16 protein-coding genes and 1 tRNA gene are annotated in these 26,152 nt (G+C 43.0%); 14 read left to right on the top strand and 3 right to left on the bottom strand.

Annotated elements, in window-relative coordinates; genetic code table 11:
* Nucleotides 1–4: 4 nt before the first annotated feature.
* The 14 genes from DW173_RS16540 (at nt 5) to DW173_RS16475 (ending at nt 19,944) form a co-directional block, all read left to right on the top strand.
* Nucleotides 5–1,414, top strand: coding sequence for a putative oxidoreductase C-terminal domain-containing protein (locus DW173_RS16540; protein WP_120144802.1), 1,410 nt, complete (start codon nt 5–7; stop codon nt 1,412–1,414).
* Between the two features lie 47 nt (nt 1,415–1,461).
* Nucleotides 1,462–2,232: an FAD:protein FMN transferase gene (locus DW173_RS16535; protein WP_164497217.1), complete on the top strand. Its 771-nt coding sequence runs from the start codon at nt 1,462–1,464 to the stop codon at nt 2,230–2,232.
* A gap of 1 nt (nt 2,233) precedes the next feature.
* Nucleotides 2,234–3,559, top strand: coding sequence for a Gfo/Idh/MocA family protein (locus tag DW173_RS16530; RefSeq protein WP_120144841.1), 1,326 nt, complete (start codon nt 2,234–2,236; stop codon nt 3,557–3,559).
* A gap of 3 nt (nt 3,560–3,562) precedes the next feature.
* A complete protein-coding gene (locus tag DW173_RS24185) occupies nt 3,563–3,802 on the top strand; it encodes a hypothetical protein (RefSeq protein ID WP_004299591.1) in 240 nt (79 codons plus the stop codon).
* An 87-nt stretch (nt 3,803–3,889) separates the two neighbouring features.
* A complete protein-coding gene (locus DW173_RS16520) occupies nt 3,890–5,233 on the top strand; it encodes a Gfo/Idh/MocA family oxidoreductase (protein WP_008024306.1) in 1,344 nt (447 codons plus the stop codon).
* 206 nt (nt 5,234–5,439) lie between these two features.
* Complete coding sequence (locus DW173_RS16515; protein WP_120144801.1) at nt 5,440–8,085, top strand: DNA gyrase/topoisomerase IV subunit A; 2,646 nt, start codon at nt 5,440–5,442, stop codon at nt 8,083–8,085.
* Complete coding sequence (locus tag DW173_RS16510; RefSeq protein WP_049701705.1) at nt 8,085–8,945, top strand: DUF3316 domain-containing protein; 861 nt, start codon at nt 8,085–8,087, stop codon at nt 8,943–8,945. Before DW173_RS16515 ends, DW173_RS16510 begins: the two co-directional genes overlap by 1 nt.
* 47 nt (nt 8,946–8,992) lie before the next feature.
* Nucleotides 8,993–10,054, top strand: coding sequence for a S41 family peptidase (locus DW173_RS16505; protein ID WP_049702273.1), 1,062 nt, complete (start codon nt 8,993–8,995; stop codon nt 10,052–10,054).
* Between the two features lie 73 nt (nt 10,055–10,127).
* A tRNA-Leu gene (locus DW173_RS16500) sits at nt 10,128–10,209 on the top strand.
* Nucleotides 10,210–10,268: 59 nt separating this feature from the next.
* Nucleotides 10,269–11,159, top strand: a complete 891-nt coding sequence (locus DW173_RS16495; protein WP_120144800.1) for a carbohydrate kinase family protein — start codon at nt 10,269–10,271, stop codon at nt 11,157–11,159.
* Between the two features lie 248 nt (nt 11,160–11,407).
* Nucleotides 11,408–14,473 (top strand): SusC/RagA family TonB-linked outer membrane protein, encoded by a 3,066-nt coding sequence (locus DW173_RS16490; protein WP_120144799.1) that lies wholly within the window; start codon nt 11,408–11,410, stop codon nt 14,471–14,473.
* Nucleotides 14,474–14,537: 64 nt separating this feature from the next.
* Nucleotides 14,538–16,070, top strand: coding sequence for a RagB/SusD family nutrient uptake outer membrane protein (locus DW173_RS16485; RefSeq protein WP_055279595.1), 1,533 nt, complete (start codon nt 14,538–14,540; stop codon nt 16,068–16,070).
* 142 nt (nt 16,071–16,212) lie between these two features.
* A complete protein-coding gene (gene bglX / locus DW173_RS16480; RefSeq protein WP_120144798.1) occupies nt 16,213–18,522 on the top strand; it encodes a beta-glucosidase BglX in 2,310 nt (769 codons plus the stop codon).
* An 18-nt stretch (nt 18,523–18,540) separates the two neighbouring features.
* Complete coding sequence (locus tag DW173_RS16475) at nt 18,541–19,944, top strand: glucoamylase family protein (protein WP_182429362.1); 1,404 nt, start codon at nt 18,541–18,543, stop codon at nt 19,942–19,944.
* 27 nt (nt 19,945–19,971) lie between these two features.
* On the opposite strand, the gene DW173_RS16470 is transcribed toward DW173_RS16475, so the two are convergent.
* From DW173_RS16470 to DW173_RS16460, 3 genes are all read right to left on the bottom strand, one after another.
* Nucleotides 19,972–22,533: an outer membrane beta-barrel family protein gene (locus tag DW173_RS16470; protein ID WP_118196167.1), complete on the bottom strand. Its 2,562-nt coding sequence runs from the start codon at nt 22,531–22,533 to the stop codon at nt 19,972–19,974.
* 301 nt (nt 22,534–22,834) lie between these two features.
* A complete protein-coding gene (locus DW173_RS16465; RefSeq protein WP_004305184.1) occupies nt 22,835–23,284 on the bottom strand; it encodes a hypothetical protein in 450 nt (149 codons plus the stop codon).
* Between the two features lie 1,210 nt (nt 23,285–24,494).
* Complete coding sequence (locus tag DW173_RS16460) at nt 24,495–26,069, bottom strand: ATP-binding protein (protein WP_004313876.1); 1,575 nt, start codon at nt 26,067–26,069, stop codon at nt 24,495–24,497.
* Nucleotides 26,070–26,152 lie beyond the last annotated feature (83 nt).

Raw genomic sequence — 26,152 nt, 5'->3', positions numbered from 1 at the left:
GAAAATGAAATTTATATATAAAGGAATCGGGCTTATATCAATCTTATTTATAGTTGCTTCATGTTCTTTCTCCAAGAAACAGACTATGAATAAGGCGGAAGCCAATGATTCATGTAAAATAGAAGTAGTCGTTCTTGATCCAGGACATTTCCATGCCAGTCTGCTTCAGAAAGATGCATTAGCTGTTATTAATGATACCATCCGGATATACGCTCCTGAAGGAATAGGCGTCAATCAATACCTGGAAAGTATAGATTCTTACAACCATCGGCCAAAGTCTCCCACCACATGGAAGAAACAAGTATATACAGGCGAAGATTATCTCCAGAAAATGCTTTCAGATCATAAAGGTGATGTCGTAATTCTGGCTGGAAATAATCAGAAGAAGACACGATATATTATAGAATCTATCAAAGCCGGATATAATGTTCTTGCAGATAAGCCACTGGCTATTAACTCACAGGACTTCCAATTATTGACAGAGGCTTATCAGCTAGCACAACAAAAGGGACTCCTTTTATATGATTTGATGACGGAGCGATATGATATTCTCAACATCATAGAAAAAGAACTCTTACATCAAACAGAATTATTTGGAGAATTACAAAAAGGCTCACCGGACAACCCTTCTGTAATAATGGAAAGCGTACATCATTTCTTTAAAAAGGTTTCCGGTAAACCGCTGGTTCGTCCTGCATGGTACTATGATATAGCACAACAAGGAGAAGGAATTGCAGATGTAACAACACATTTGATAGATCTTATCAACTGGCAATGTTTTCCAGATGAAGCAATTCATTATCAATCGGATGTCAAAGTACTTTCGGCCAAACACTGGCCAACCCCAATCACATTGGCAGAGTTCAGCCAATCAACGCAAACAGACTCTTTCCCTATTTATCTGAATCAATACATAAAAAATGATGTATTGGAAGTTATGGCAAACGGAAGTCTCAACTACACCGTCAAAGGAATTTATATGGGAATGAAAGTCACATGGAATTATATGCCACCAGTTCATGGAGGAGATACGTTTACTTCTATCAAAAAAGGTAGCAAAGCAACTTTAAAAATTGTTCAAAATGAGAAGAATGGTTTTGTGAAAGAATTGTATATTCAGAAAAAGCCAAACATTGACAGCCATGCTTTTGAGACTCAATTACAAAAGACGATAGAACAACTTCAAGAAAGCTACCCGTTCTTATCCGTCAAAAATAAAAGTAACGGGATTTATCTTATTGATATACCACAGGAATACAGACTAGGACATGAAGAGCACTTCAGTAAAGTAGCAAAAGCTTTCCTGCATTATATACGTAACAAAAACATCCCGGAATGGGAAAACGAAAATACATTAACCAAATATTACATTACTACAACTGCTGTAGAAATGGCTAAGAAAGAAAATAAATAAGACAATAGGTGTTAGAGACAAGATGTAAATATTATAAAGATGAAGCCATGTTTCATGGCTTCATTCCTCATATCATGGGGACACGATTCGATATATTGCTTATTCATTCTGATGCAGAACGTTTAAACGGACTTTGGTACCATATCATCAACGAGCTGGAACGTTTGGATAAGATCTTGAACCGTTTTGATCCCCACAGTGAGGTCTCCGGAATTAATAAACATGCTTTGCAAAGTTATATTCAAATTAGCAAAGAACTGGAGGAAATATTGCAACTTTGCCAATATTATTACGAAAACACCTTTCATCTATTTGACATTACATTAAAAGATTTCTCCAAAATACAAATTCACGACCATCAACGCATTTCCTTTGCATCTTCCACTATTTCACTCGATTTCGGAGGCTTTGCCAAAGGGTATGCTTTGAAGAAAATCAAAAGATTCATTGAACAAGAGAACGTCAACCATGCATTTGTCAATTTCGGTAATAGCTCCATTCTGGGCATGGGACATCATCCTTATGGAGACAGTTGGAAAGTGAGTTTTCTGAATCCGTATAACCAGTCTCTTTTAAATGAGTTCAACCTTCAAAATACAGCATTATCCACTTCCGGTAATACGCTGCAATATACCGGACACATTATGAATCCACTTACGGGTTTATTTAATGAACAACGAAAAGCAAGCTCTATCATATCTACAGATCCGTTAGAGGCTGAAATTCTAAGTACCGTATGGATGATTGCGAATAAAGAACAACAGCAATTACTCACAGAGAATTTTAAAGATATACAAGCAACCCTATATGATTTATAACATGAAAGACAATAAAAAAGAAGGAGTAGACTTAGGGCTCAGACAATTTATAAAAAGTCTGGGATATGTTGCCGGAGGAACCGCTTTATTAGCTACCACTCCCTGGCTTACCTCCTGTACCCCCGAAAAATTGAAAGAGATTAAACATGAAAAAGCACGGATTGCTTTAATTGGCACAGGTTCCAGAGGGCAATACCACATCCATAACCTCAAGGAAATACCTCATGCACAAATTGTAGCCGTGTGTGACAATTATGCTCCCAATCTTCAGCAAGCATTGGAGCTTTGCCCGGATGCCAAGTCCTATACAGACTACCGTAAGCTGCTGGAATCGAAAGACATTGATGGAGTCATCATATCCACACCACTAAACTGGCACGCACCTATTGTGTTGGACGCATTAGCTGCCGGCAAACATGTCTTCTGTGAAAAAGCAATGGCACGCACCCTTGACGAGTGCAAGGCTATCTATGACACTTACAACCAGTCTGAAAAAGTACTCTACTTTTGTATGCAACGAATGTATGACGAGAAGTATATCAAAGGGATGCAAATGATTCATTCCGGACTGATCGGAGATGTGGTAGGAATGCGCTGTCATTGGTTCAGAAATGCAGACTGGCGTCGTCCTGTTCCTTCACCGGAATTGGAGCGCAAAATCAATTGGAGATTATATAAAGCCAGTTCGGGCGGACTAATGACCGAACTGGCTTGTCATCAATTAGAAGTATGTAACTGGGCAGCTAAAAGAATGCCGGTAAGTATCATGGGGATGGGTGATATTGTTTACTGGAAAGACGGTCGTGAAGTATACGATAGTGTAAATGTGACTTACCGATATTCCGATGGAACCAAGATTGCCTATGAATCTTTGATTTCCAATAAGTTCAATGGTATGGAAGACCAGATTCTAGGTCACAAAGGTACAATGGAAATGGCTAAAGGTATTTATTACCTGGAAGAAGATCATTCTACTTCGGGTATCCGCCAATTAATCGATCAGGTAAAAGACAAAGTTTTTGCCGCCATCCCAACGGCAGGCCCCAGCTGGCGACCGGAAACGAAAATGGAATACACTCCACATTTCATCATTGACGGAGATATTCACGTTAACAGTGGTTTAAGTATGATCGGAGCAGACAAAGACGGATCGGATATCATTCTATCCTCTTTCTGCCAATCTTGTATCACTGGAGAGAAAGCACAGAATGTAGTAGAAGAGGCTTATTGTTCTACGGTCCTTTGCTTACTTGGGAATCAAGCAATGGATGAACAACGCCATATCCTCTTCCCCGACGAATATAAAATACCCTATATGAAATTCTAAACTATGAAAGATATTATTATCACCTCAAAAAAGTTGAAACAAGAAAGGAATATCTTTCTTCTAAGTTTCCTGCTTGCATTTATCATCAACGTAATTGCAATCATTATCTATTCCCGCCCATGGATTGAAATAATATCCCAAATCGGGTATGTCATCGTGATTAGTTTTTTCATCTATCTTATCTTATGGATTCCCCGAGGAATCCTGATATTCTTGAGTCACCTTTTCCGAAGAAAAAAATAAGAGATTTACGTTTTTTGAAGGAGAATTGACGGAAAAGCTCATTCACATATTCTAATAACAACCTAATTTTGGAGAAAAATAGATACTATGACAACAAGAAGAGATTTTATCAAAAAAACAGTAGCAGGTACAGCTGCACTTTCATTAGGAAGCATACTTCCAGGATTCGGTTCAAGCCGTTATCAAGATATTCTGGGAGCTAACGAAAAAATACGTATCGGAGTCATTGGAGTGAATTCGAGAGGTAAGGCCCTGGCGCAAGGATTTGCCAAACTTCCAGATTGTGAAGTAACTTACATTTGTGATGTGGACTCAAGAGCATTAGAAAAATGCCAGGCTGCTATCCACAAAATAACCGGACGTACTCCCAAAGGAGAAAAAGACATTCGTAAGATGTTAGAGTCGAACGATTTTGAAGCAGTGGTGATTGCCACCCCTGACCATTGGCATGCCAAAGCGGCCATTATGGCTATGCAGGCCGGAAAGCATGTTTATCTGGAAAAACCGACCAGTCATAATCCGGCAGAAAATGAAATGCTGGTTCGAGCCGCTTTGAAATATAACCGGATTGTTCAAGTGGGTAACCAACGCCGCTCCTTTCCCAATGTAATTAAAGCTATGGAAGAAATAAAATCCGGTTCTATCGGAAAAGTGAGATATGCCAAATCTTGGTATGTCAATAATCGCCCTTCCATTGGAACAGGGAAAGTTGTTCCTGTACCTGATTATCTGGATTGGGATTTATGGCAAGGTCCTGCCCCACGTGTTGCAGATTTCAAAGATAATTTCATCCATTATAACTGGCATTGGTTCTGGAATTGGGGAACAGGTGAAGCACTCAACAATGGAACCCACTTTGTTGATATACTCCGCTGGGGATTGGGCGTAGATTATCCTACAAAGGTTGATTCTATCGGAGGTCGGTATCGTTTTCAAGACGACTGGCAAACTCCTGACACACAACTCATCACCTTCCAATTTGGCGACGAAGCATCTTTTTCATGGGAAGGACGTAGTTGTAATACGATGCCGGTAGACGGATATGGAGTAGGAACCGCATTTTATGGAGAAACCGGAACTCTCTTCATTGGCGGTGGCAATGAATATAAAATTGCAGATATAAAAGGTAAAACGATTAAAGAGGTAAAAAGTGATTTAAAATTTGAGACCGGCAATCTGTTGAATCCATCCGAAAAGCTGGATGCCTTCCACTTCCGAAACTGGTTTGATGCCATTCGCAAAGGAACAAAGTTAAATTCCGGAATTGTAGATGCCTGTATCAGTACCCAGTTGGTACAATTAGGTAACATTGCCCAACGTGTCGGACATTCATTACAGATTGATCCGGGAAGTGGACGAATTCTCAACGATTTGGAAGCCAATAAACTTTGGGGAAGAGAGTACGAAAAAGGTTGGGAAATACGGGTTTAAATCATGTCCCCATTTCTCGTTTTTTCATCAGGTTATAATTTTACAGAAAGGCATGTCTTTGATAGGATATGCCTTTCTGTTTTCCTTCCGTAAAGCTGATTTATACCCTTTTAACACACGGAATATTCACCGTTTTTCATCGAAATCTCTTTTATTTTTGTATTTTTGCGTGCGTATGCGTTAAAATTATAGTATATACGAATTTTATGAGTGACGAAATCAACGAGATAACGGAAGAACATTCAGACTACAAACCGGCGGACGCGCGGGACGAAAGCGTAAAACATCAGTTAACAGGCATGTACCAGAATTGGTTTCTGGACTATGCTTCATATGTTATTCTGGAACGTGCCGTACCTCACATCAATGACGGTTTAAAGCCTGTGCAACGTCGTATCCTGCATTCTATGAAACGTCTGGATGACGGGCGGTATAACAAAGTGGCAAATATTGTGGGACACACCATGCAGTTCCACCCCCACGGTGATGCTTCTATCGGGGATGCCCTGGTACAGTTGGGACAAAAAGACCTGTTAATTGACTGTCAGGGTAACTGGGGTAATATCCTCACCGGAGACGGTGCGGCTGCTCCCCGTTATATCGAGGCGCGTTTATCCAAGTTTGCGCTGGATGTTGTCTTCAATCCCAAAACTACCGAATGGAAATTATCATACGACGGACGAAATAAGGAACCAGTCACTCTTCCTGTGAAATTCCCGTTATTACTGGCGCAGGGAGTGGAAGGTATCGCCGTTGGACTTTCTTCCAAGATATTGCCGCATAACTTCAACGAACTTTGTGATGCTTCCATCAGCTATCTGCGTGGGGAAGAATTCCAACTGTATCCCGATTTCCAGACAGGCGGCTCGATTGATGTAGCCAAATACAACGACGGAGAACGTGGCGGAGCAGTGAAAGTACGTGCCAAGATCAACAAGATTGATAACAAAACACTTGCAATCACAGAGATCCCTTATGGGAAAACCACTACAACAGTGATCGACTCTATCCTGAAAGCTGTTGATAAAGGAAAAATCAAAATTCGCAAGGTAGACGATAACACAGCTGCCAACGTAGAAATATTAGTGCATCTGGCACCAGGTACATCATCGGACAAAACAATCGATGCATTGTACGCATTCACCGATTGCGAAGTAAGTATCTCACCCAACTGCTGCGTGATTGACGACAGCAAACCTCATTTCCTCACTGTCAGCAAAGTCTTGAAAAAGTCGGCAGACAACACGCTGGATTTGCTAAAGCAGGAACTGGAAATCAAGAAAAACGAAATACTGGAAGCGTTGCACTTTGCTTCGCTCGAAAAGATATTTATCGAAGAACGCATCTATAAGGACAAAGAGTTCGAACAATCCAAAGATATGGACGCAGCTTGTGCTCATATTGACGAACGCCTGACGCCTTATTATCCGAAATTTATCCGTGAAGTAACCAAAGAGGATATTCTCAAACTGATGGAAATCAAAATGGGACGTATTCTGAAATTCAATTCGGACAAAGCGGATGAACTAATTGCCAGGATGAAAGAAGAAGTGGCCGAGATTGATAATCATCTGGCTCACATCGTAGATTATACCGTCAACTGGTATCAGATGTTAAAAAACAAATACGGTAAGAACTTCCCGCGCCGTACGGAACTGCGTAACTTCGACACCATCGAAGCTGCCAAAGTAGTAGAAGCAAACGAGAAACTTTATATCAACCGCGAAGAAGGATTTATCGGAACAGCCTTGAAAAAAGACGAGTTCGTGGCATGTTGTTCGGATATCGATGATGTCATTATCTTCTTCCGCGACGGTAAGTATATCGTTACTCCTGTTGCCGACAAGAAATTCGTCGGCAAAAACGTTCTCTATGTCAATGTATTCAAGAAGAACGATAAACGTACGATCTACAATGTAGCCTACCGCGACGGAAAAGAAGGAACGACATACGTAAAACGTTTCGCCGTGACCTCTGTAGTTCGCGACCGCGAATATGATGTCACACAGGGAACTCCCGAATCACGGATTACCTATTTCAGCGCCAACCCGAATGGAGAAGCCGAAATCATCAAGGTGACACTGAAACCGAATCCGCGTGTACGCCGTATCATTTTCGAGCATGATTTCAGTGAGGTCAGCATCAAGGGACGTCAGGCACGAGGCGTGATTCTTACCCGCTTGCCGGTACATAAGATATCCCTGAAACAAAAAGGAGGTTCTACGCTCGGTGGACGTAAAGTATGGTTTGACCGTGACATACTCCGCCTCAACTATGACGGACGAGGTGAATATCTGGGTGAATTCCAAAGCGACGACAGCATATTGATTGTTCTGAACAACGGTGATTTCTATACTACCAACTTCGACTTGAGCAACCACTATGAAGATAATGTAAGCATCGTGGAGAAATTTGATCCTAACAAGATATGGACTGCCGCGCTTTACGATGCCGACCAACAGAATTATCCGTATCTGAAACGTTTCTGTTTTGAGGCCTCTAACCGTAAACAGAACTACTTGGGAGAAAATAAGAACAACCGTCTGATCCTGCTGACCGACGAGTACTATCCTCGCCTGGAAGTTATATTTGGCGGACACGACAATTTCCGTGATCCGTTGAATATCGATGCGGATGAATTCATTGCTGTCAAAGGTTTCAAAGCCAAGGGAAAACGTATCACTACCTATGCAGTGGAGACGATCAATGAGCTTGAACCAACTCGCTTCCCCGAACCCTCACAAGAACAACAGGAAGCTCCTGAAGAGGAGCCGGAAAATCTGGATCCGGACAGCGGCAAAAGCGAAGGCGATATTATTGATGAAATCACCGGGCAGATGAAATTATTCTGATGAAGAAAAAACTAATATACTTGGGGCTGACAGGTTGCATCCTGTTCGCCCTTTGCACAAGATTACAAGCGCAGATCGACAGTCTGCAAGCCCATCGGTATGTAACACGTGCCACCATGTATGGTATCGGATTTACTAACGTTTTCGACACCTATCTTTCACCGCAGGAATACAAAGGTATCGACTTCCGTGTTTCCCGTGAGTTGATTCGGATGACCAAGTTGTTTGATGGAAATGTATCTGTGCAGAACTTCTTTCAAGCAGACATCGGCTATACGCACAACCGGGCTGATAACAATAACACTTTCTCCGGATTAGTCAACTGGAACTATGGATTACATTACCAGTTCCGCCTGACAGATAATTTCAAATTATTAGCCGGAGGATTGATAGATGTCAACGGAGGCTTTGTCTATAATCTCCGGAACACCAACAATCCGGCATCCGCACGGGCATACGTCAATCTGGATGCCTCCGGAATGGCTATTTGGCACCTGAAAATCAAACGGTATCCGATGGTACTTCGTTATCAGGTCAATCTGCCGGTTATGGGAGTGATGTTCTCTCCCCACTACGGACAATCTTATTACGAGATATTCTCTTTGGGAAATTCGAGCGGAGTGATAAAATTCACCTCCCTGCACAATCAACCTTCGTTGCGACAGATGCTCTCCGTCGATCTGCCGATAGGATATACGAAAATGCGCTTCAGCTACCTGGCTGATTTGCAGCAATCCAACGTTAACAATATCAAGACACATACCTACTCACACGTATTCATGGTAGGATTTGTGAAAGACCTATACCGTATCCGAAATAAGAAAGGAACCGCTCTTCCTTCATCGGTTAGAGCTTACTAAGAGAACAAAATTTAATGTTGAAACTTCAAGTGAGAGATCAATTAATGATGAGAAATAAGATCAAACAAATACTTTGGCTGCTCTGCTGCCTTCCGGTGCTGACTGGTTGCATTGGGGAAGATGACTACGCCAATGATCCCAGAGGTAATTTCGAACAACTATGGAAGATCATTGACGAACAGTATTGTTTCCTGGATACGAAAGGTATTGACTGGGATGCTGTTCATGACAAATACAGCAGACTGATTATTCCGTCGATGTCCAATGATGACCTGTTCGACATCCTAAGTCAAATGCTTTATATCTTGAAAGACGGGCATGTCAATCTATCTTCTGCCAGTCGTATTTCTTATTACGATGCATGGTATCAGGGCTACCCCTGGAATTATAGAGAAGATATTCTTTATAACTATTATCTGGGTAGTGCCAATTCAGGCTATCGCACATCCGCTGGTCTTAAATATAAAATATTCGACAATAACATAGGATACATACGTTATGAAAGTTTCAGTGCCGGAGTTGGAGATGGCAATTTGGATGAGGTCCTTTACTATTTACAAATCTGCAATGGATTAATTATCGATGTCCGTGATAACGGAGGAGGTAATCTAACCAATTCTTCACGCATAGCTGCCCGGTTCACTGATAAACTGGCACTAACAGGATATATCCAACATAAGACAGGTCCGGGACACAATGATTTCTCAGAGATGGAACCCATTTATTTAGAACCCTCCAACAGTATTCGTTGGCAAAAAAAGGTCGTGATACTAACCAATCGTCGATGTTATAGTGCCACAAATGATTTTGTTAACATAATGCGCAGCTTAAACAATGATAACGAGGATAAAAGAATCATCCAGCTGGGCGATCAGACTGGTGGTGGATCAGGGCTGCCATTTTCATCAGAATTACCCAATGGCTGGAGCGTCCGCTTCTCTGCCAGCCCCCACTTTGATAAGTATGGAAAGTCATTGGAGGATGGAATAAAACCTGATGTATATGTAAATATGGATAAGATTCTGGAAGAAGGGATAGAGCAGGGCGACATAGAATCACAAAAGAAAGATCCACTGATTGAAAAGGCATTCGAAATCTTAAGTGAATAACTTTATTGCCGAATTATTTGCCAAATCAGAAAATCTTCCTATCTTTGCACCGCTAAACAAAAAAGCTACACATGCGGATGTGGCGTAATTGGTAGCCGCGCCAGACTTAGGATCTGGTGCCGTGAGGCGTGTAGGTTCGAGTCCTATCATCCGCACTAAAAATAAACTAGAAGCCTTCAAGATACTATCTTGGAGGCTTTTTAATTGGTTAGACATGAATAAACATCAACTTTGCTGCATCGGTCACATCACATTAGACAAAGTAGTCACTCCCCAAAACACTGTCTATATGCCGGGAGGAACGGCTTTTTATTGTTCACATGCCATCCGCCATTTTAACGACATCAATTACGCTTTAGTAACAGCAGTTGGTGCCACTGAAATGAACGTCGTGGAGCAACTACGTGAAATGGGTATTCATGTAACCGCCCTGCCAAGCAAATATTCCGTATACTTCGAGAATATCTATGGCGCCAATCCGGACGACCGTACTCAACGTGTATTAGCGAAAGCCGATCCGTTCACTGCCGGTCAGCTGAAAGATATAGATGCGCAAATCTACCATCTCGGCTCTCTGCTGGCAGATGACTTCTCGTTGGAAGTTATCAAAGACCTATCTCAAAAAGGGTTGATTGCAGTAGACTCACAAGGCTATTTACGTGAAGTGCGTGACACTCACGTCTATCCGGTGGACTGGACAGATAAGCGGGAAGCTTTGCAATATATCCATTTCCTGAAAGTCAACGAGCACGAGATGGAAGTGCTGACAGGTCTTTCCGATCCGCATGAAGCTGCCCGTCAATTATACGAATGGGGCGTGAAAGAAGTGCTTGTCACCTTGGGAAGCATGGGATCACTTATTTTCGACGGAAAAGACTTCTATCGTATTCCGGCTTATAAACCCAAAGAAGTGATAGATGCAACAGGGTGTGGAGACACATATACCATCGGATATCTATACCAACGGGTATCAGGAGCCGGCATTGAAGAAGCAGGACGTTTTGCAGCCGCCATGTCAACTTTAAAAATAGAGAAATCAGGTCCTTTCAATGGCAGCAAAGAAGATGTCATTCAATGTATGACCACTGCGGAACAGATGTTTTAAAACAGGAAATCACAGAACGAACAGCGTATACATAGGATATACCTTCCCCGACGGGTAATCCTCATCCTATTATTCAGGCACGAACAACACCGGTTCGTGCCTGAACCTTTTTCAACAGTCACCTCCCTTTTAGTGTTAAAATCAACCATTCCCTCTTTTTTCCAAAATCTTTTTTGAATTTCGTTTGTTTCCTTTGTTACTCTCGCCAAAAGACGGCAGAAAAAAGACTTCAACCTAAATAATAACAAATGGAAAAATTTAATGCAATGAGGACTAGACTTTTACAACATCTTCAGAAAAAAGCCATCAGGTCAAGGAGCATCATGACGCTTGTTTGCCTGCTACTGGCCTCTGCATCAGCCTTTGCACAGACAAAGACGGTGACAGGAACAGTGACGGACGCTGCCAATGAACCATTGATCGGCGCATCGGTACTCGTACAAGGAACTTCCACCGGAACCATCACAGACATGGACGGTAAATATTCAATCTCTGTCACTCCGGAGGACGTATTGGTATTTTCATACGTGGGGATGACTTCGCAAACCATTAAGGTGGGGGCACAGAATGTCATCAATGTCACTTTAAAAGAAGATTCACAAGTACTAGCCGAAACAGTCGTTATCGGATACGGTAGTGCAAAGAAAAGAGACTTGACAGGTTCTATCACCAATGTCAAAGGAGAAGAGTTAGCCAACAAACCGGCAATGAATCCGCTGTCTTCCCTTCAGGGGAAAGTGGCAGGTGTGCAGATTGTAAACTCCGGACGAGCCGGATCGGACCCGGAAATCCGTATTCGCGGAACAAACTCCATCAACGGATATAAACCGCTGTACATTGTCGACGGATTATTCAATGACAACATCAATTTCCTGAATCCGGAGGACATCGAATCTATGGAAATCCTGAAAGACCCGTCATCTCTGGCTATCTTCGGTGTTCGCGGTGCGAATGGTGTCATCATCATTACCACAAAGAAAGCCAAAGAGGGACAGACACTGGTCAATATTAATACTTCTTTCGGTTTCAAGAAAGTAGTGGATAAAGTGAAACTGGTGAATGGTTCACAATTCAAGGAACTATATAACGAACAGCTCGCCAATCAGAAAGATGACCCTTTCGATTATACCGGCTGGGATGCCAATACCGACTGGCAAGACGAAATTTTCCAAACTGCTTTCATTACAAACAATAACATCAGTATTACAGGGGCTTCGCCCAAACATAGTTTCTATCTGGGTGTAGGCTACTCTTACGAACAAGGCAACATCGAGCATGAGAAATTCAGCAAGGTAACCATCAACGCAAGTAATGATTATAAGATTACGGACTTTTTGAAAGTCGGTTTCCAATTCAACGGTGCACGTATGCTTCCTGCAGATTCCAAACAGGTGTTGAATGCTCTACGTGCAACTCCTATCGCTCCGGTGTATAATAACGAATACGGATTATATACGGCTCTGCCCGAATTCCAGAAAGCGCAGATCAACAACCCGATGGTAGACGTCGAATTGAAAGCGAATACTACCAAAGCGGAGAACTACCGGGCCTCCGGTAACATTTATGGTGAGGTAGACTTCCTGAAACATTTCACGTTCAAAGCAATGTTCTCCATGGATTATGCGTCGAACAACGGACGGACGTATACACCGATCGTAAAAGTATACGATGCCGCTGTCAACGGAGGGATCTCTACTTTGGGAACAGGCAAGACCGAGGTCAGCCAGTTTAAAGAGAATGAAACAAAAGTTCAGAGCGACTATTTATTGACATACACCAACAGCTTTGATAATGGAAATCATAACCTGACAGCTACCGCCGGTTTTACTACCTATTATAATTCGTTGAGCCGATTGGACGGAGCACGCAAGCAGGGGGTCGGACTGGTTATTCCGGATAATCCGGACAAATGGTTTGTTAGCATCGGCGATGCGGCTACCGCTACCAATGGAAGTACTCAATGGGAACGCAGTACATTATCCGTACTTGCACGTGTGATCTACAACTATAAAGGTAAATATCTGTTCAACGGATCTTTCCGCCGGGATGGTTCTTCCGCTTTCTCCTACACAGGCAATGAATGGCAGAACTTCTTCTCACTGGGTGGAGGTTGGTTGATGTCTGAAGAAGAATTTATGAAAGACATCAAATGGCTGGATATGTTGAAAATCAAAGCATCTTACGGTACGTTAGGAAACCAGAACCTGGATAAAGCCTATCCTGCCGAACCCTTATTGACCAATGCTTATTCGGCCGTATTCGGTAAACCGTCCATCATTTATCCCGGATACCAGCTTGCCTATCTTCCTAATCCTAACCTGCGTTGGGAAAAAGTAGAAGCCTGGGAAGCCGGATTTGAAACGAACCTGCTTCGCAACCGCTTGCATTTTGAGGGTGTTTACTATAAGAAGAACACCAAAGATTTGTTAGCCGAAGTTCCCGGGATTTCCGGAACTATCCCCGGTATCGGAAACTTGGGAGAGATTCAGAATAAAGGAGTGGAAATGGCTGTAACCTGGCGCGATCAGATTGGTGATTGGGGATATTCCGTCAGTGCCAACCTGACTACTATCAAGAATGAGGTAAAAAGTCTTGTTCAGGAAGGATATTCCATCATTGCCGGAGATAAGCAGCAAAGTTACACAATGGCAGGTTATCCTATCGGATATTTCTATGGTTACAAAGTGGCAGGCGTTTATCAGTCACAAGCAGATATTGACGCATCACCCAAAAATACACTGGCTACCGTTACCCCCGGTGACCTGAAATTCGCCGATGTGAACGGTGACGGAGAAATCACCCCGGAAGACCGTACCATGATAGGCAACCCGACTCCAAAGGTCACTTACGGTTTTTCTCTCGGAGTAGACTACAAGAATTGGTCATTAGGCATCGACATGATGGGACAAGGCGGAAACAAGATTTTCCGTACATGGGATAACTACAATTTTGCCCAGTTCAACTACCTGGAACAACGTTTGGACCGCTGGCACGGAGAAGGTACGTCCAACACCCAACCGTTGCTGAACACCAAACATTCCATCAACAACCTCAACTCTGACTATTACATTGAGGACGGCAAATTCTTCCGTATCCGTAATGTACAGTTAGCATATACGTTCGACAAGAGCTTAATTTCCAAAATACGTCTGCAAGCTCTGAAAGTCTATGTCAACATACAGAACTTGAAGACATGGAAACATAACACCGGATATACTCCCGAACTTGGAGGAACTGCCACCGCATTCGGAGTAGATAACGGCAGTTATCCTGTACCTGCAGTCTATACCTTCGGTATCAACCTAACATTCTAGTGACAAGGTGCCACTGCCAGTTTTCCATGCGGAACACAACTTTAATCTTTAAAACTATCATTATATGAAACTGAATAAATATATATTTGCAACCCTTATTACTTCAACTACATTATTTCTAGGTAGTTGTAGTGACTTTCTGGATCGTAGTCCGCAAGGACAGTTCACGGAAGATGATAATCCGAACGCACTGGTCAACGGTAAGATTTATAATGTGTATACGCTGATGCGTAACTATGATGTCACTGCCGGACCTCCTGCGCTTGCCATCCACTGTTTCCGTTCCGAAGACTCGGAAAAAGGAAGTATTTCCAGTGACGGTTCTGACGTGGCCGAAATGTACGACGACTTCGTATACACACCGACCAACGGCCTGCTGGGTGCTTATTGGGGAAGGAATTATGCCATCATTTACCAATGTAATGACATCCTTACCGCTATTGCAGAGAAAGAGACAGCCGGACAGACAGAAGCTGAAGATATTATCAACAAAGGAGAAGCCTCTTTCTTCCGCGCTTATTGTTACTTCAATCTGGTAAGAGCTTTCGGCGAAGTTCCTTTGGTGACTTACAAAATCAACGACGCTTCGGAAGCCAATATCCCGAAGACAACCGCTGATAAAATCTATGAGCAGATTGACAAGGACCTGAAAACAGCAGAAGAGTCATTGCCGGAAACATGGAGTAGCGAATACACCGGACGACTGACTTGGGGAGCTGCCCGTTCCTTACACGCGCGTACTTATATGATGCGCAACGACTGGAACAATATGTACACAGCCTCCACCGATGTCATCAAAAAGGGGCTCTACAACTTAAAGACTCCGTATAATGAGATTTTCACGGATGATGGTGAAAATAACGGAGGTTCCATATTCGAGTTGCAATGTACAGCCACTGCCGCCCTTCCTCAAAGCGATGTTATCGGTAGCCAGTTCTGTGAAGTACAGGGTGTGCGCGGAGCAGGTCAATGGGACTTGGGCTGGGGATGGCACATGGCAACAGAATACATGGCGCAAGCCTACGAACAGGGTGATCCACGCAAAAATTCCACCCTACTCTACTTCCGCCACTCGGACAGCGAGCCTATCACTCCGGAAAACACCAACGAGCCATACGGCGAATCTCCGGTTTCTCCAGCAATGGGTGCTTACTTTAACAAGAAAGCCTATACCGACCCGGCTTTGCGTAAAGAATATACCAACAAAGGATTCTGGGTAAACATTCGTCTGATCCGCTACGCAGATGTACTGCTGATGGGAGCCGAATCAGCTAATGAAAAAGGTATTCCGGGTGAAGCAATCGACTATTTGGAACAAGTACGCGCACGCGCCAGAGGCACCAATACCAATATATTACCTAAAGTGACGACTACCGATCAGGGAGAATTGCGTGAGGCCATCCGCCACGAACGCCGTGTGGAATTAGGGTTGGAATTCGACCGTTTCTATGACCTCGTTCGTTGGGGCATTGCAAAAGAAGTGTTGCACGCAGCCGGTAAAACCAATTATCAGGACAAAAACGCACTGCTTCCACTGCCGCAGACAGAGATCGACAAGTCTAAGGGAGTGTTAGTACAGAACCCCGACTACCAATAAGAAAGTTCCTCGGTGCCGAACGGTTGTTTCCTCGGTGCCGAAACTACTGTTTCTCGGTGTCGAACAATGTCCTCCTCGGTGCCGAACATTCAACGCATCAGGAGGACTTTATATGAATAGAGATAAAAGCAACTATAATAATATGATATACAAAAAGTTAAGTCTATCCGTCCTGTTGTTTGCCGCAGGTTTTCTAACCGCGTCGGCACAAAAGTCGCCACAGGATATGGATCGTTTCATCGACGTATTGATGAATAAAATGACGCTGGAAGAAAAAATCGGACAGTTAAACCTTCCTGTCACCGGAGAGATCACTACGGGACAAGCTAAAAGCAGCGACATCGCCGCAAAAATCAAGAAAGGCGAAGTGGGAGGATTGTTCAATCTGAAAGGAGTAGAGAAAATACGTGAAGTACAGAAACAAGCTGTGGAAGATTCCCGGCTGGGTATTCCGTTATTGTTCGGGATGGACGTTATTCACGGATACGAAACGATGTTCCCTATCCCGCTCGGTTTGTCTTGCACCTGGGACATGACAGCCATTGAAGAGTCTGCCCGCATTGCAGCCGTAGAGGCAAGTGCCGATGGAATCTCATGGACTTTCAGCCCGATGGTGGATATTTCACGTGACCCTCGTTGGGGACGCGTATCCGAAGGTAGTGGCGAAGACCCGTTTCTCGGTGCCATGATTGCCGAAGCAATGGTGCGCGGCTATCAGGGGAAAAACATGGAACGGAATGATGAAATCATGGCCTGCGTAAAACACTTTGCGTTATATGGGGCAGGCGAAGCCGGCCGCGACTATAACACCGTGGATATGAGCCGCCAACGAATGTTCAATGATTATATGCTGCCGTATGAAGCAGCCGTTGAAGCGGGTGTAGGCAGCGTGATGGCTTCTTTTAATGAAGTAGACGGTATTCCGGCCACTGCCAATAAATGGCTGATGACGGATATTCTCCGCGGACAGTGGGGATTCAACGGTTTTGTAGTGACTGATTATACGGGCATTTCAGAAATGATCGACCACGGTATCGGCGATCTTCAGACAGTATCCGCCCGTGCCATCAACGCCGGAGTGGATATGGATATGGTAAGCGAGGGTTTTGTAGGGACACTGAAGAAATCCGTTCAGGAAGGAAAAGTCTCTATGGAAACATTGAATACGGCTTGCCGTCGTATTCTGGAAGCCAAATATAAACTGGGATTGTTTGATAATCCTTATAAATATTGCGATCCGAAACGTCCGGCACGCGACATCTTTACCAAAGCCCATCGTGATGCAGCCCGCAGAATTGCAGCAGAAAGTTTCGTTCTTCTGAAGAATGACAGTCCCGACGGTAATCCGAACGGAAATCCGTTGTTGCCTTTCAACCCAAAAGGAAATATTGCAGTTATCGGTCCGTTGGCAAACAGCCGTAGCAATATGCCGGGTACATGGAGCGTAGCAGCTGTGCTCGACCGTTGCCCTTCTTTGGTAGAAGGATTGAAAGAGATGACAGCCGGAAAAGCGAATATCATGTACGCTAAAGGAAGCAACCTGATTAGTGATGCAAGTTACGAAGAACGGGCAACGATGTTCGGCCGTTCCCTGAACCGTGACAACCGCACCGACCAGCAGTTGCTGGACGAAGCATTGAACGTAGCCCGTCGTTCGGATATCATCATCGCAGCGCTAGGCGAATCTTCTGAAATGAGCGGTGAAAGCAGCAGCCGTACGGACTTGAATATTCCCGACGTACAACAGAATCTGTTGAAAGAACTTTTAAAGACAGACAAACCGGTGGTACTGGTGTTATTTACCGGACGTCCGCTTACGCTGAATTGGGAACAGGAGCATGTGCCTGCCATTCTAAATGTATGGTTCGGAGGTAGTGAAGCCGCTTATGCCATTGGTGACGCCCTCTTTGGTTACGTCAATCCGGGTGGTAAACTGACTATGACTTTCCCGAAGAATGTCGGCCAGATACCTCTTTATTATGCGCACAAAAATACCGGACGCCCATTGAAAGATGGCAAATGGTTCGAGAAATTCCGCAGCAACTATCTCGATGTGGATAATGATCCGCTTTATCCGTTCGGTTACGGCCTTTCTTATACGACGTTCTCTTACAGTGACATCGACTTGAGTCATTCTTCCATGGACATGAACGGTTCGTTGACCGCGGCAGTGGAGGTTACCAATACCGGAACATGGCCCGGCTCGGAAGTGGTACAGCTTTATATCCGCGACGTTGTGGGTAGCAGTACCCGTCCCGTCAAAGAGCTGAAAGGTTTCCAAAAGATATTCCTGGAACCGGGAGAAATGAAGATTGTCCGTTTCAAGATTGCTCCGGAAATGCTTCGATACTATAATTATGACTTGCAACTGGTTGCCGAACCGGGCGACTTTGAAGTGATGATCGGTACGAACAGCCGTGATGTGAAAACCGCGAAGTTCACGTTAAACTAAACTTTTATCACCTTGATTATGAACGATAAATATAAAAGAATAATAGAAATGAGTACACTTCCGCTCATGTTACTATTTCTATCCGCCGTTGCCCTGACTTTCCAGAGCTGTAAAGGGAAAAGCAAAAGCAACAACCTTTCCACAGCCACCGACTCGTTATCGGACGACGCCCTGATGGATACCGTCCAGCGACGGACTTTCCTCTATTTCTGGGAAGGTGCCGAGCCGAATAGCGGCTTAGCTCCCGAACGTTATCATGTGGACGGCGTTTATCCAGAAAACGATGCCAACGTAGTCACTTCCGGCGGCAGCGGTTTCGGCATCATGGCTATCCTTGCGGGAATCGACCGCGGTTACGTCACCCGCGAAGAGGGACTGGCACGAATGGAACGCATCGTTTCTTTCCTCGAAAAGGCAGACCGTTTCCACGGAGCCTACCCTCATTGGTGGTATGGTGATACGGGCAAAGTGAAACCATTCGGCCAGAAAGATAATGGGGGCGATCTGGTAGAGACCGCTTTCCTCATCCAAGGGCTGCTGGCCGTACACCAATATTACATCAACGGAAACGAGAAAGAGAAAGCCCTCGCCCAACGGATCGACCAGATTTGGCGGGATGTCGACTGGAACTGGTATCGGCAAGGCGGGCAAAACGTTCTTTACTGGCATTGGAGTCCGACGTATGGCTGGGAAATGAATTTCCCTGTACACGGCTACAACGAATGTATGATTATGTATATTCTTGCCGCTGCTTCTCCTACCCATGGAGTACCTGCGGCTGTCTATCATGACGGTTGGGCACAGAACGGGGCCATCGTTTCTCCGCATAAAGTGGAAGGAATCGAGTTGCACCTCCGCTATCAGGGCACCGAAGCCGGACCGCTTTTCTGGGCTCAATACTCTTTCCTCGGACTTGACCCGGTGGGACTAAAAGATGAATACTGCCCCAGCTACTTCCACGAAATGCGCAACCTGACACTGGTGAACCGTGCTTACTGCATCCGCAACCCTAAACATTACAAAGGTTTCGGACCGGATTGTTGGGGACTGACCGCCAGCTACTCCGTCGATGGATATGCGGCTCATTCGCCCAATGAGCAGGAGGACAAAGGAGTGATCTCCCCTACCGCCGCACTTTCATCCATTGTCTATACACCGGAATATTCCATGCAAGTGATGCGCCATCTATATGGTATGGGAGATAAAGTGTTCGGCCCTTTCGGATTCTACGATGCTTTCAGCGAAACGGACAATTGGTATCCGCAACGTTATCTGGCTATCGACCAGGGTCCTATTGCTGTCATGATCGAAAACTACCGGAGCGGATTATTGTGGAAACTCTTCATGAGCCATCCCGACGTACAGGCCGGATTAACCAAACTTGGTTTTAACACCAACAAGCAAGACGTGAGACAGAAATAAGAGGGAATCTCGGTGTGCGGAAGTGGTCTACTGACCACCTCCACCACCGGTGTTTCCACCTCCTCCGCCGCCACCTTTCACATCGTCATTGTCGATGCTTCGTGCGGCTTTCTTTACACTGGCTTTCAACTCTCCAAGCCGATAGCTAATACTGAAACCGTAATACCGGCTCGGATATTTGCTCGAACTCTTCGAAATAAAGTTAGCTCCTTCTGTGTGGTTATTGTAAGTTCTGTATTTCTCCAGAACATTGCTGCAATAAATATTCAAAGAAAGACGTTCTTCTTTCAGGAAAGAACGGCTCAATCCCAAACTATAATAACTATATCCTGAACCTTTTCCCTGCAAACTGATTCGGGGTGTGCTACCTCCGCCGTTCAGGCTCAAACGTACTTTTCCCGGTAAGGTCTGCTGAATTCCTCCATAAGCAGAAGCATTCCATCCATAATTGTGCAACTCTTGGGCAGGACTCCGCAAATCGCTATAATTGCCACGTCCATTGACATAAATTCTCGTTTTAGGAGAAGCGTTCCAGTTCAAATAAAAGTTCAATCCTGTTTCCCGGCTCTTTCCGATATTACCGTATGTGCTATACAGTGCACCGTAGGGAGCTTTATGCCCACCTTCAAAGATTTCTCCGTCTTTATCAGTAATCAAGCGACTGATTCTTTCAATTCCATTGTTATTGAAAGAATGACGCAAAGAAAGATTGATGTTGAACTTGGACGTAAAACTGCTGTAAGACAAGTCGAACGAATGACTCTTCTCACTCTTCAAGTTCGGATTTCCCTGACTGATAAACATCGGATTCTGATTATCGAAATAAGGATTCAAATTCCAGATACCCGGACGCCAGATACGCATATTATATCCACCACGCAAATTCTGCGTCTTTCCTAGTTTTATTCCCAAGGAAACGGAAGGAACCAGATCACTAAAATTCGAATCAAAGTTCTCGCCCGGACCGACCAGATACTTCACCTCTTGTATAGTTTGCTCATAACGTAATCCCGGTTTGAAAGTAAATCCCTTGTATTTCAGCGTATATCCGGCATAAGCAGAGAGAATATGATTCAAATGACGGTACTCGCTACTACGATTCTCATTATATGCATAGTTTTCACTTGCTCCCTCGGCTTCATAAAACCGATTATCACTGGAGTTACGTCGGAAAATATATTTGGCACCGGTTTCAATTGTATGCAACTTTCCAATCGGAGTAGTATAATCCACTTGGAAAGTCTGTTCCATCGTATTTGTCTTTCCGTCCGAATGGAAATTCTTTAATGACAATTCTTTGATGATATCCAGTTTATTCTCATCAGGCTCGATGTCCAGATAAGTATTATATGAATCATTCGTTTGGGGTTGGGAATTGATTTTATAAGAAAACGTAATCATCCGTTCTTTATTTTTTCGGGAAGTACGTTGATAGTCTATATTTCCGTTGATAGAATACCATGACCCTTTTCCATGATTGTCGGTTCTATAACGGTACGCAAAATCCTGTCGGTCAGCTCCGTGCATAATTGTATTTCCGTCACTGTTACTTTTGTCACTACTGCCGTACATTCCGAAAGCCACGGTCAGCAGCCTCAACGTATCAATCTCGTAACTGGCTTCCAAATTGCCATACTGGAAATTCCCTTTCGACTTGGAGCTACTTTCCGATTCCAGATATTTTTCATTCTCTTTATCCGGTTCGTAGTTTTCGCGATAACTATCGGAATAGCTGCGCGGGCTATTATTATAATTGTAGTTATAGTTGGCAGAAACAGTCAGTTTACCTTGTTTCACCATTGCGTAAGTGCCGGCACCTACTCCGTTATTATTAGCATTTCCTCTGAAAGTAGCCGTGTATCCTTCAAATCCGGAACCTACTGTGACGATATTCAGAATACCTCCGATACCTTCCGCATCATATTTAGCTCCCGGTGAAGTTATCACTTCAATATATTTGATTGTGTTTGCCGGCATACTTTTCAGCACTTCCTTCGGATTATTGCTCATCATATTATTGGGCTTTCCATTCACATGTATCTTGAAACTGCTACTGCCGTTTACTTGTACATTGTCTTCTCCATCCACCGTTACCAAAGGCACTTTCCGAAGCATCTCCAATATACTGTTCGATTTTGAGTCCGGGTCATCTTCAATATTATATTCAATCTTATCCACATCTACCTTTACCAAAGGTTTTTGTGCAACTACCTCCACTCCTTTCAATACGTTATTGGCTTCTGAAGAAATCATTGTGCCCAAGTCAACCTCCTTCACGGACGGTTTTAGAGTAAATTCCTTTACTATCGGCGCTTTACCAATCGAAGAAATGGTGATGATGTAATTGCCCGCAGCGACATTCAGTTTCTCCTGAAATTTACCATTCGCCCCAGTCACCGCCATCTTGACTGCTTTATCCGGAGCATTTTTCTTTGCTATTTTGATGGTAGCATACGGTTCTCCCTCTTGTGTTAAAGAATCAATAAGTACTCCTTTGACTGTATAAGAAGGAGCTGTGGATTTTTGTGCCCACCCCGCCACGGAGGTAGCGAATACGAATAGAATTAGTAGTAACAGTCTGTGTTTCATGACTAGAAATATATTAGTTTATGTTTATTAGACGCAAGACATTCAAAAATGCTGCAAATTCGAGAGCCAAAAGTAGTTGGTTTATCTACACTTACGAATTTTTCGGAGTTAAGAATATAAAACGAATGGATAAAAAATCTTACTACAGTATATTTCTAGTATTTTTAAACATTTCTATTTAGGGATATCTTTAAATATATCTATTCATGGGCATCTTTAAATTTTCTATTCAAGAGTACTTTTAGACATTTCCGCTCAACGGTATCGGTTATTCCTTATTTAAAAGGAGATAGAATGGTATTTACCGTCGTATCAACCATATCAGCCGCCTTAAGTGAGCGCAGATTCTTCCAACCCAGCAGGTACTAAAGTTCTCTTCATATTTCGTGAACACTTTCTCACAATCCCGGAGCCGGCTGTTTTGCCTTTTCATAGCTGTTTGTATCTCTTTCATTCGAGCTATTTGCTCTCTTTGATACAAGAGTTCTTTGTCTTGACAGCCAATAATTTCAGCATATAAGTTACAGATATTTGCTTTTTCAATACATAGGTCTTCCAATGTGTCGATATACTCGGCTGTAACTCGATCCTTATTCTGATGCAGGAATCCGATAAGGCTTTCTTCATCAACAGTGGTGATACCTTTCTCATACGACATTGGGAATCTTTTCATATCCGCCCAAAGCCAGATTACTTCTTTGTTGATTCCATACTTGGCCGCCGCTTCTTCTACGCTAATCCATTTTGGCATAATGCTTTTGTTTTAATGTGTTCCACAATAAAAATGGAGTATTATTTTGTTTATGTGGCACAACGTGCATCCACGTTTTCTGTATTTCGGGCGGACGGGGAATTGTTTAGGTTAGACTTTTAGGGGTAATCATAACCGACCGGACATAAAAAAGACGTGAATGCTGTTGCACCATTATCTCCACTCGAGGTCTTAGCATACCCTATAGAAAGACAATGATAACAACAGACATCCACGCCAATCGTTTATATATAACACATCTCCAACGGATATGTTGATATAAAGCCGTTCGCGTGGAATATCTGTTGAATCATCTCTCCTCTATATGAAATTGCTAAGTTTCGAGTGGGAGAGACAATACATTACATATTCCATTTAGTAATATATACCGCTTTCTACTAATTTCATCACGCTGATGAGCAGAAACCGTATGACAAAGATATACATATTTTTTTAAATGTGGTGGAAATATGGAAATAAATGCTGGAAGTTATGTATATTCAACAAGCCGACTCAATTGTAATTCTTGGAGGATTTGGTTTAGCACAGCCATATCCCTAAAATTAGATTCATTCCTGCACTGATTTGAGCCGAAATATGATCTCACAATATTTCACTAGAGATTTAAAAAGGTTCTTCTTCAAATTCCGTGCTACTTATTTATGTTCAATAACCTTATTCATGGCTATTCCGGGGTACTTTAAGATGCATATAGCTTGGATAATTTATTTGCTATTTCTAATATGCCGATATCCCTTTATCCATCAACCTTTCAATGAGCTTTACTAGCACGGAATTTGAAGAAGAACCTTTTTAAATCTCTAGTAAAGTGTTGTGAGATTATATTTCAGCTCATTCCTACACGATTTTACTCATTTCCGTACCGTTTTGATTCTTTTCACCACAGAGGACACGGAGGACACAGAGGTTATAATTATCTATGAATTAGAACTTTGAAACCTCTGCGTCCTCCGTGTCCTCTGTGGTGAAACAGTTCATTTATGCACCGAAATAAATCTATTTTTAAGGATGTGATTGTCCTGAATCAAATCCCCCAATTTCCAGACTGCGCCAGCAAGCTCTCTCATACATAAAAATGAAAATCCTCTTTCAATCTATCACCACTCTGTAAATACAATGAATAAAGAGTTTCAGAACGATGGTGATAGGTTGAAAGAGGTATTGACAAAATCAATAGGGAAAGAAAGAATTATACTTCCTCTACAATTTTCCAATCACCAATACTTCTTGTCGCACTATCGAAGTTAACTCCTACTTTTACAACTTTCCGATGATCAGGCTGATAAGGAATAATATACCCCTTACTATTTATTTGCTCCAGTGCTTCCTCCGGAGTTCCATCTACCTTAAATTCAAAGACATAAATGGCATCTTGCATCTTTACTACCACGTCTGCCCGTCCGATTGCACTTTTCACCTCTGTATCTACATACTGCCCCATCAAACGGAACAACAAATAGAAAATTGTCTGATAATGTTTTTCCTGCTTATTTTCCAAATCATTGGGAATTGAAGCAAAGAAAGACCTTATTCTCTCCAGACATTCGGTCAGTTTTCCGGCACGCAAATCCTTGATAAAAGAGACTACATAAAAGGTATTCTCACGGGCAGGTAAATGCACATACGCGGGCATAAGAGATTCTATGAATCCTTTCCGCACTTCTTTGTTAGGATAAGCCAATGTGTAGAGTTGGAACTCCGGATCATATCCCTTGATGGTAAGATAGCCGCTTTGATAAAGTACAGGAAGAGGATCGGTAATAACACTCGTTGGCGCATCAAACTGTTCTGCAGTAGCCGTTGCACCATCCAATTCGCGAATATCAAAATTACTCTGCTGCAATATATTAATTAAAAAAGTAGGTGTCCCGGTAGAAAACCAGAAATTGGCATATTTCTTCTGTGCAAAAGCATTGAACAAACTGAATGGATTGTAAATGTCTTCGCAGTTCTCACTAAAATGATACCCGTCATACTGCTGCTTCAAATGCGTACAAGCCTCCTCGTAGGTTTCATTATTAGCCTGTGCCATCATTTCAATATCAGTTTTCAATTGTGTACGCAATTCCCGTTCGGTTATGCCACAGATAGCACTATAATCATCTCTCATGCTGATATTCTGCAAATTATTCAGTTCACTGAAAATACTCATTTGACTGAATTTGCTAATACCTGTCAGGAAAAGGAAACGAAGATATTCTCCTTGCGCTTTCAAGGGACTAAAGAATTTCCGCATTTCTTCTCGAAGTTCATTTTGCAGTTCCGGCAAATGGTTACTGTCTAATAAAGGAGCATCGTATTCGTCGATAAGTACTACTACCGGTTTGCCCGTCTGTTCATAAGCACGACGAATCACTCCCCGGAAACGTTCCGCAGGCGTACCTTCTACTTCTTCCTTTCCATAGAGTTTTTCCCAATCGTATAGGTTCAGATTCAACTGTCCCAAAAGGTCGGAAAGTGCTGTGTACTTTGTCATACTGAAATCAAGGTGCAACACCGGATAGACATTCCACTCTTTCTCCAAACGCTCCATTGCCAAACCTTGAAACAAGTCCTTCTTCCCCCGAAAATAAGCATCAAGAGTGGACACCAGCAAACTTTTTCCAAAACGACGGGGACGACTCAAAAAATAAACCTTATTGGTATTAGCCAAACGATAAATCAACTCCGTCTTATCTACATAAACGTTGTTATTATTGCGTAAGTCTTCAAAATTCTGTATCCCTATCGGGTATATTCTGAAAGTAGTATCAGTAGTATCCATAATGCCTATTCTTATAAAATTGAAATGTAGACAAAGGTATATAAAAAAACAGATTTTTTACGCCCGGTAAATAAGAAAGTCAA

This window comes from Bacteroides sp. AM16-13, from assembly GCF_003602705.1.
Lineage (GTDB): Bacteria > Bacteroidota > Bacteroidia > Bacteroidales > Bacteroidaceae > Bacteroides > Bacteroides xylanisolvens.
Note: the sequence above shows the minus strand (reverse complement) of the source record. Positions and strands in the feature narration are given on the sequence as shown.

Bases quoted from the DNA above. Each gene is read 5' to 3' on its own strand.
- DW173_RS16460 (WP_004313876.1), bottom strand. From the start codon at position 26,069: ATGGATACTACTGATACTACTTTCAGAATATACCCGATAGGGATACAG.
- DW173_RS16465 (WP_004305184.1), bottom strand. From the start codon at position 23,284: ATGCCAAAATGGATTAGCGTAGAAGAAGCGGCGGCCAAGTATGGAATC.
- bglX (WP_120144798.1), top strand. From the start codon at position 16,213: ATGATATACAAAAAGTTAAGTCTATCCGTCCTGTTGTTTGCCGCAGGT.
- DW173_RS16475 (WP_182429362.1), top strand. From the start codon at position 18,541: ATGAACGATAAATATAAAAGAATAATAGAAATGAGTACACTTCCGCTC.
- DW173_RS16530 (WP_120144841.1), top strand. From the start codon at position 2,234: ATGAAAGACAATAAAAAAGAAGGAGTAGACTTAGGGCTCAGACAATTT.
- DW173_RS16470 (WP_118196167.1), bottom strand. From the start codon at position 22,533: ATGAAACACAGACTGTTACTACTAATTCTATTCGTATTCGCTACCTCC.
- DW173_RS16490 (WP_120144799.1), top strand. From the start codon at position 11,408: ATGGAAAAATTTAATGCAATGAGGACTAGACTTTTACAACATCTTCAG.
- DW173_RS16540 (WP_120144802.1), top strand. From the start codon at position 5: ATGAAATTTATATATAAAGGAATCGGGCTTATATCAATCTTATTTATA.
- DW173_RS16495 (WP_120144800.1), top strand. From the start codon at position 10,269: ATGAATAAACATCAACTTTGCTGCATCGGTCACATCACATTAGACAAA.
- DW173_RS16520 (WP_008024306.1), top strand. From the start codon at position 3,890: ATGACAACAAGAAGAGATTTTATCAAAAAAACAGTAGCAGGTACAGCT.
- DW173_RS24185 (WP_004299591.1), top strand. From the start codon at position 3,563: ATGAAAGATATTATTATCACCTCAAAAAAGTTGAAACAAGAAAGGAAT.
- DW173_RS16515 (WP_120144801.1), top strand. From the start codon at position 5,440: ATGAGTGACGAAATCAACGAGATAACGGAAGAACATTCAGACTACAAA.
- DW173_RS16510 (WP_049701705.1), top strand. From the start codon at position 8,085: ATGAAGAAAAAACTAATATACTTGGGGCTGACAGGTTGCATCCTGTTC.
- DW173_RS16505 (WP_049702273.1), top strand. From the start codon at position 8,993: ATGAGAAATAAGATCAAACAAATACTTTGGCTGCTCTGCTGCCTTCCG.
- DW173_RS16535 (WP_164497217.1), top strand. From the start codon at position 1,462: ATGTTTCATGGCTTCATTCCTCATATCATGGGGACACGATTCGATATA.
- DW173_RS16485 (WP_055279595.1), top strand. From the start codon at position 14,538: ATGAAACTGAATAAATATATATTTGCAACCCTTATTACTTCAACTACA.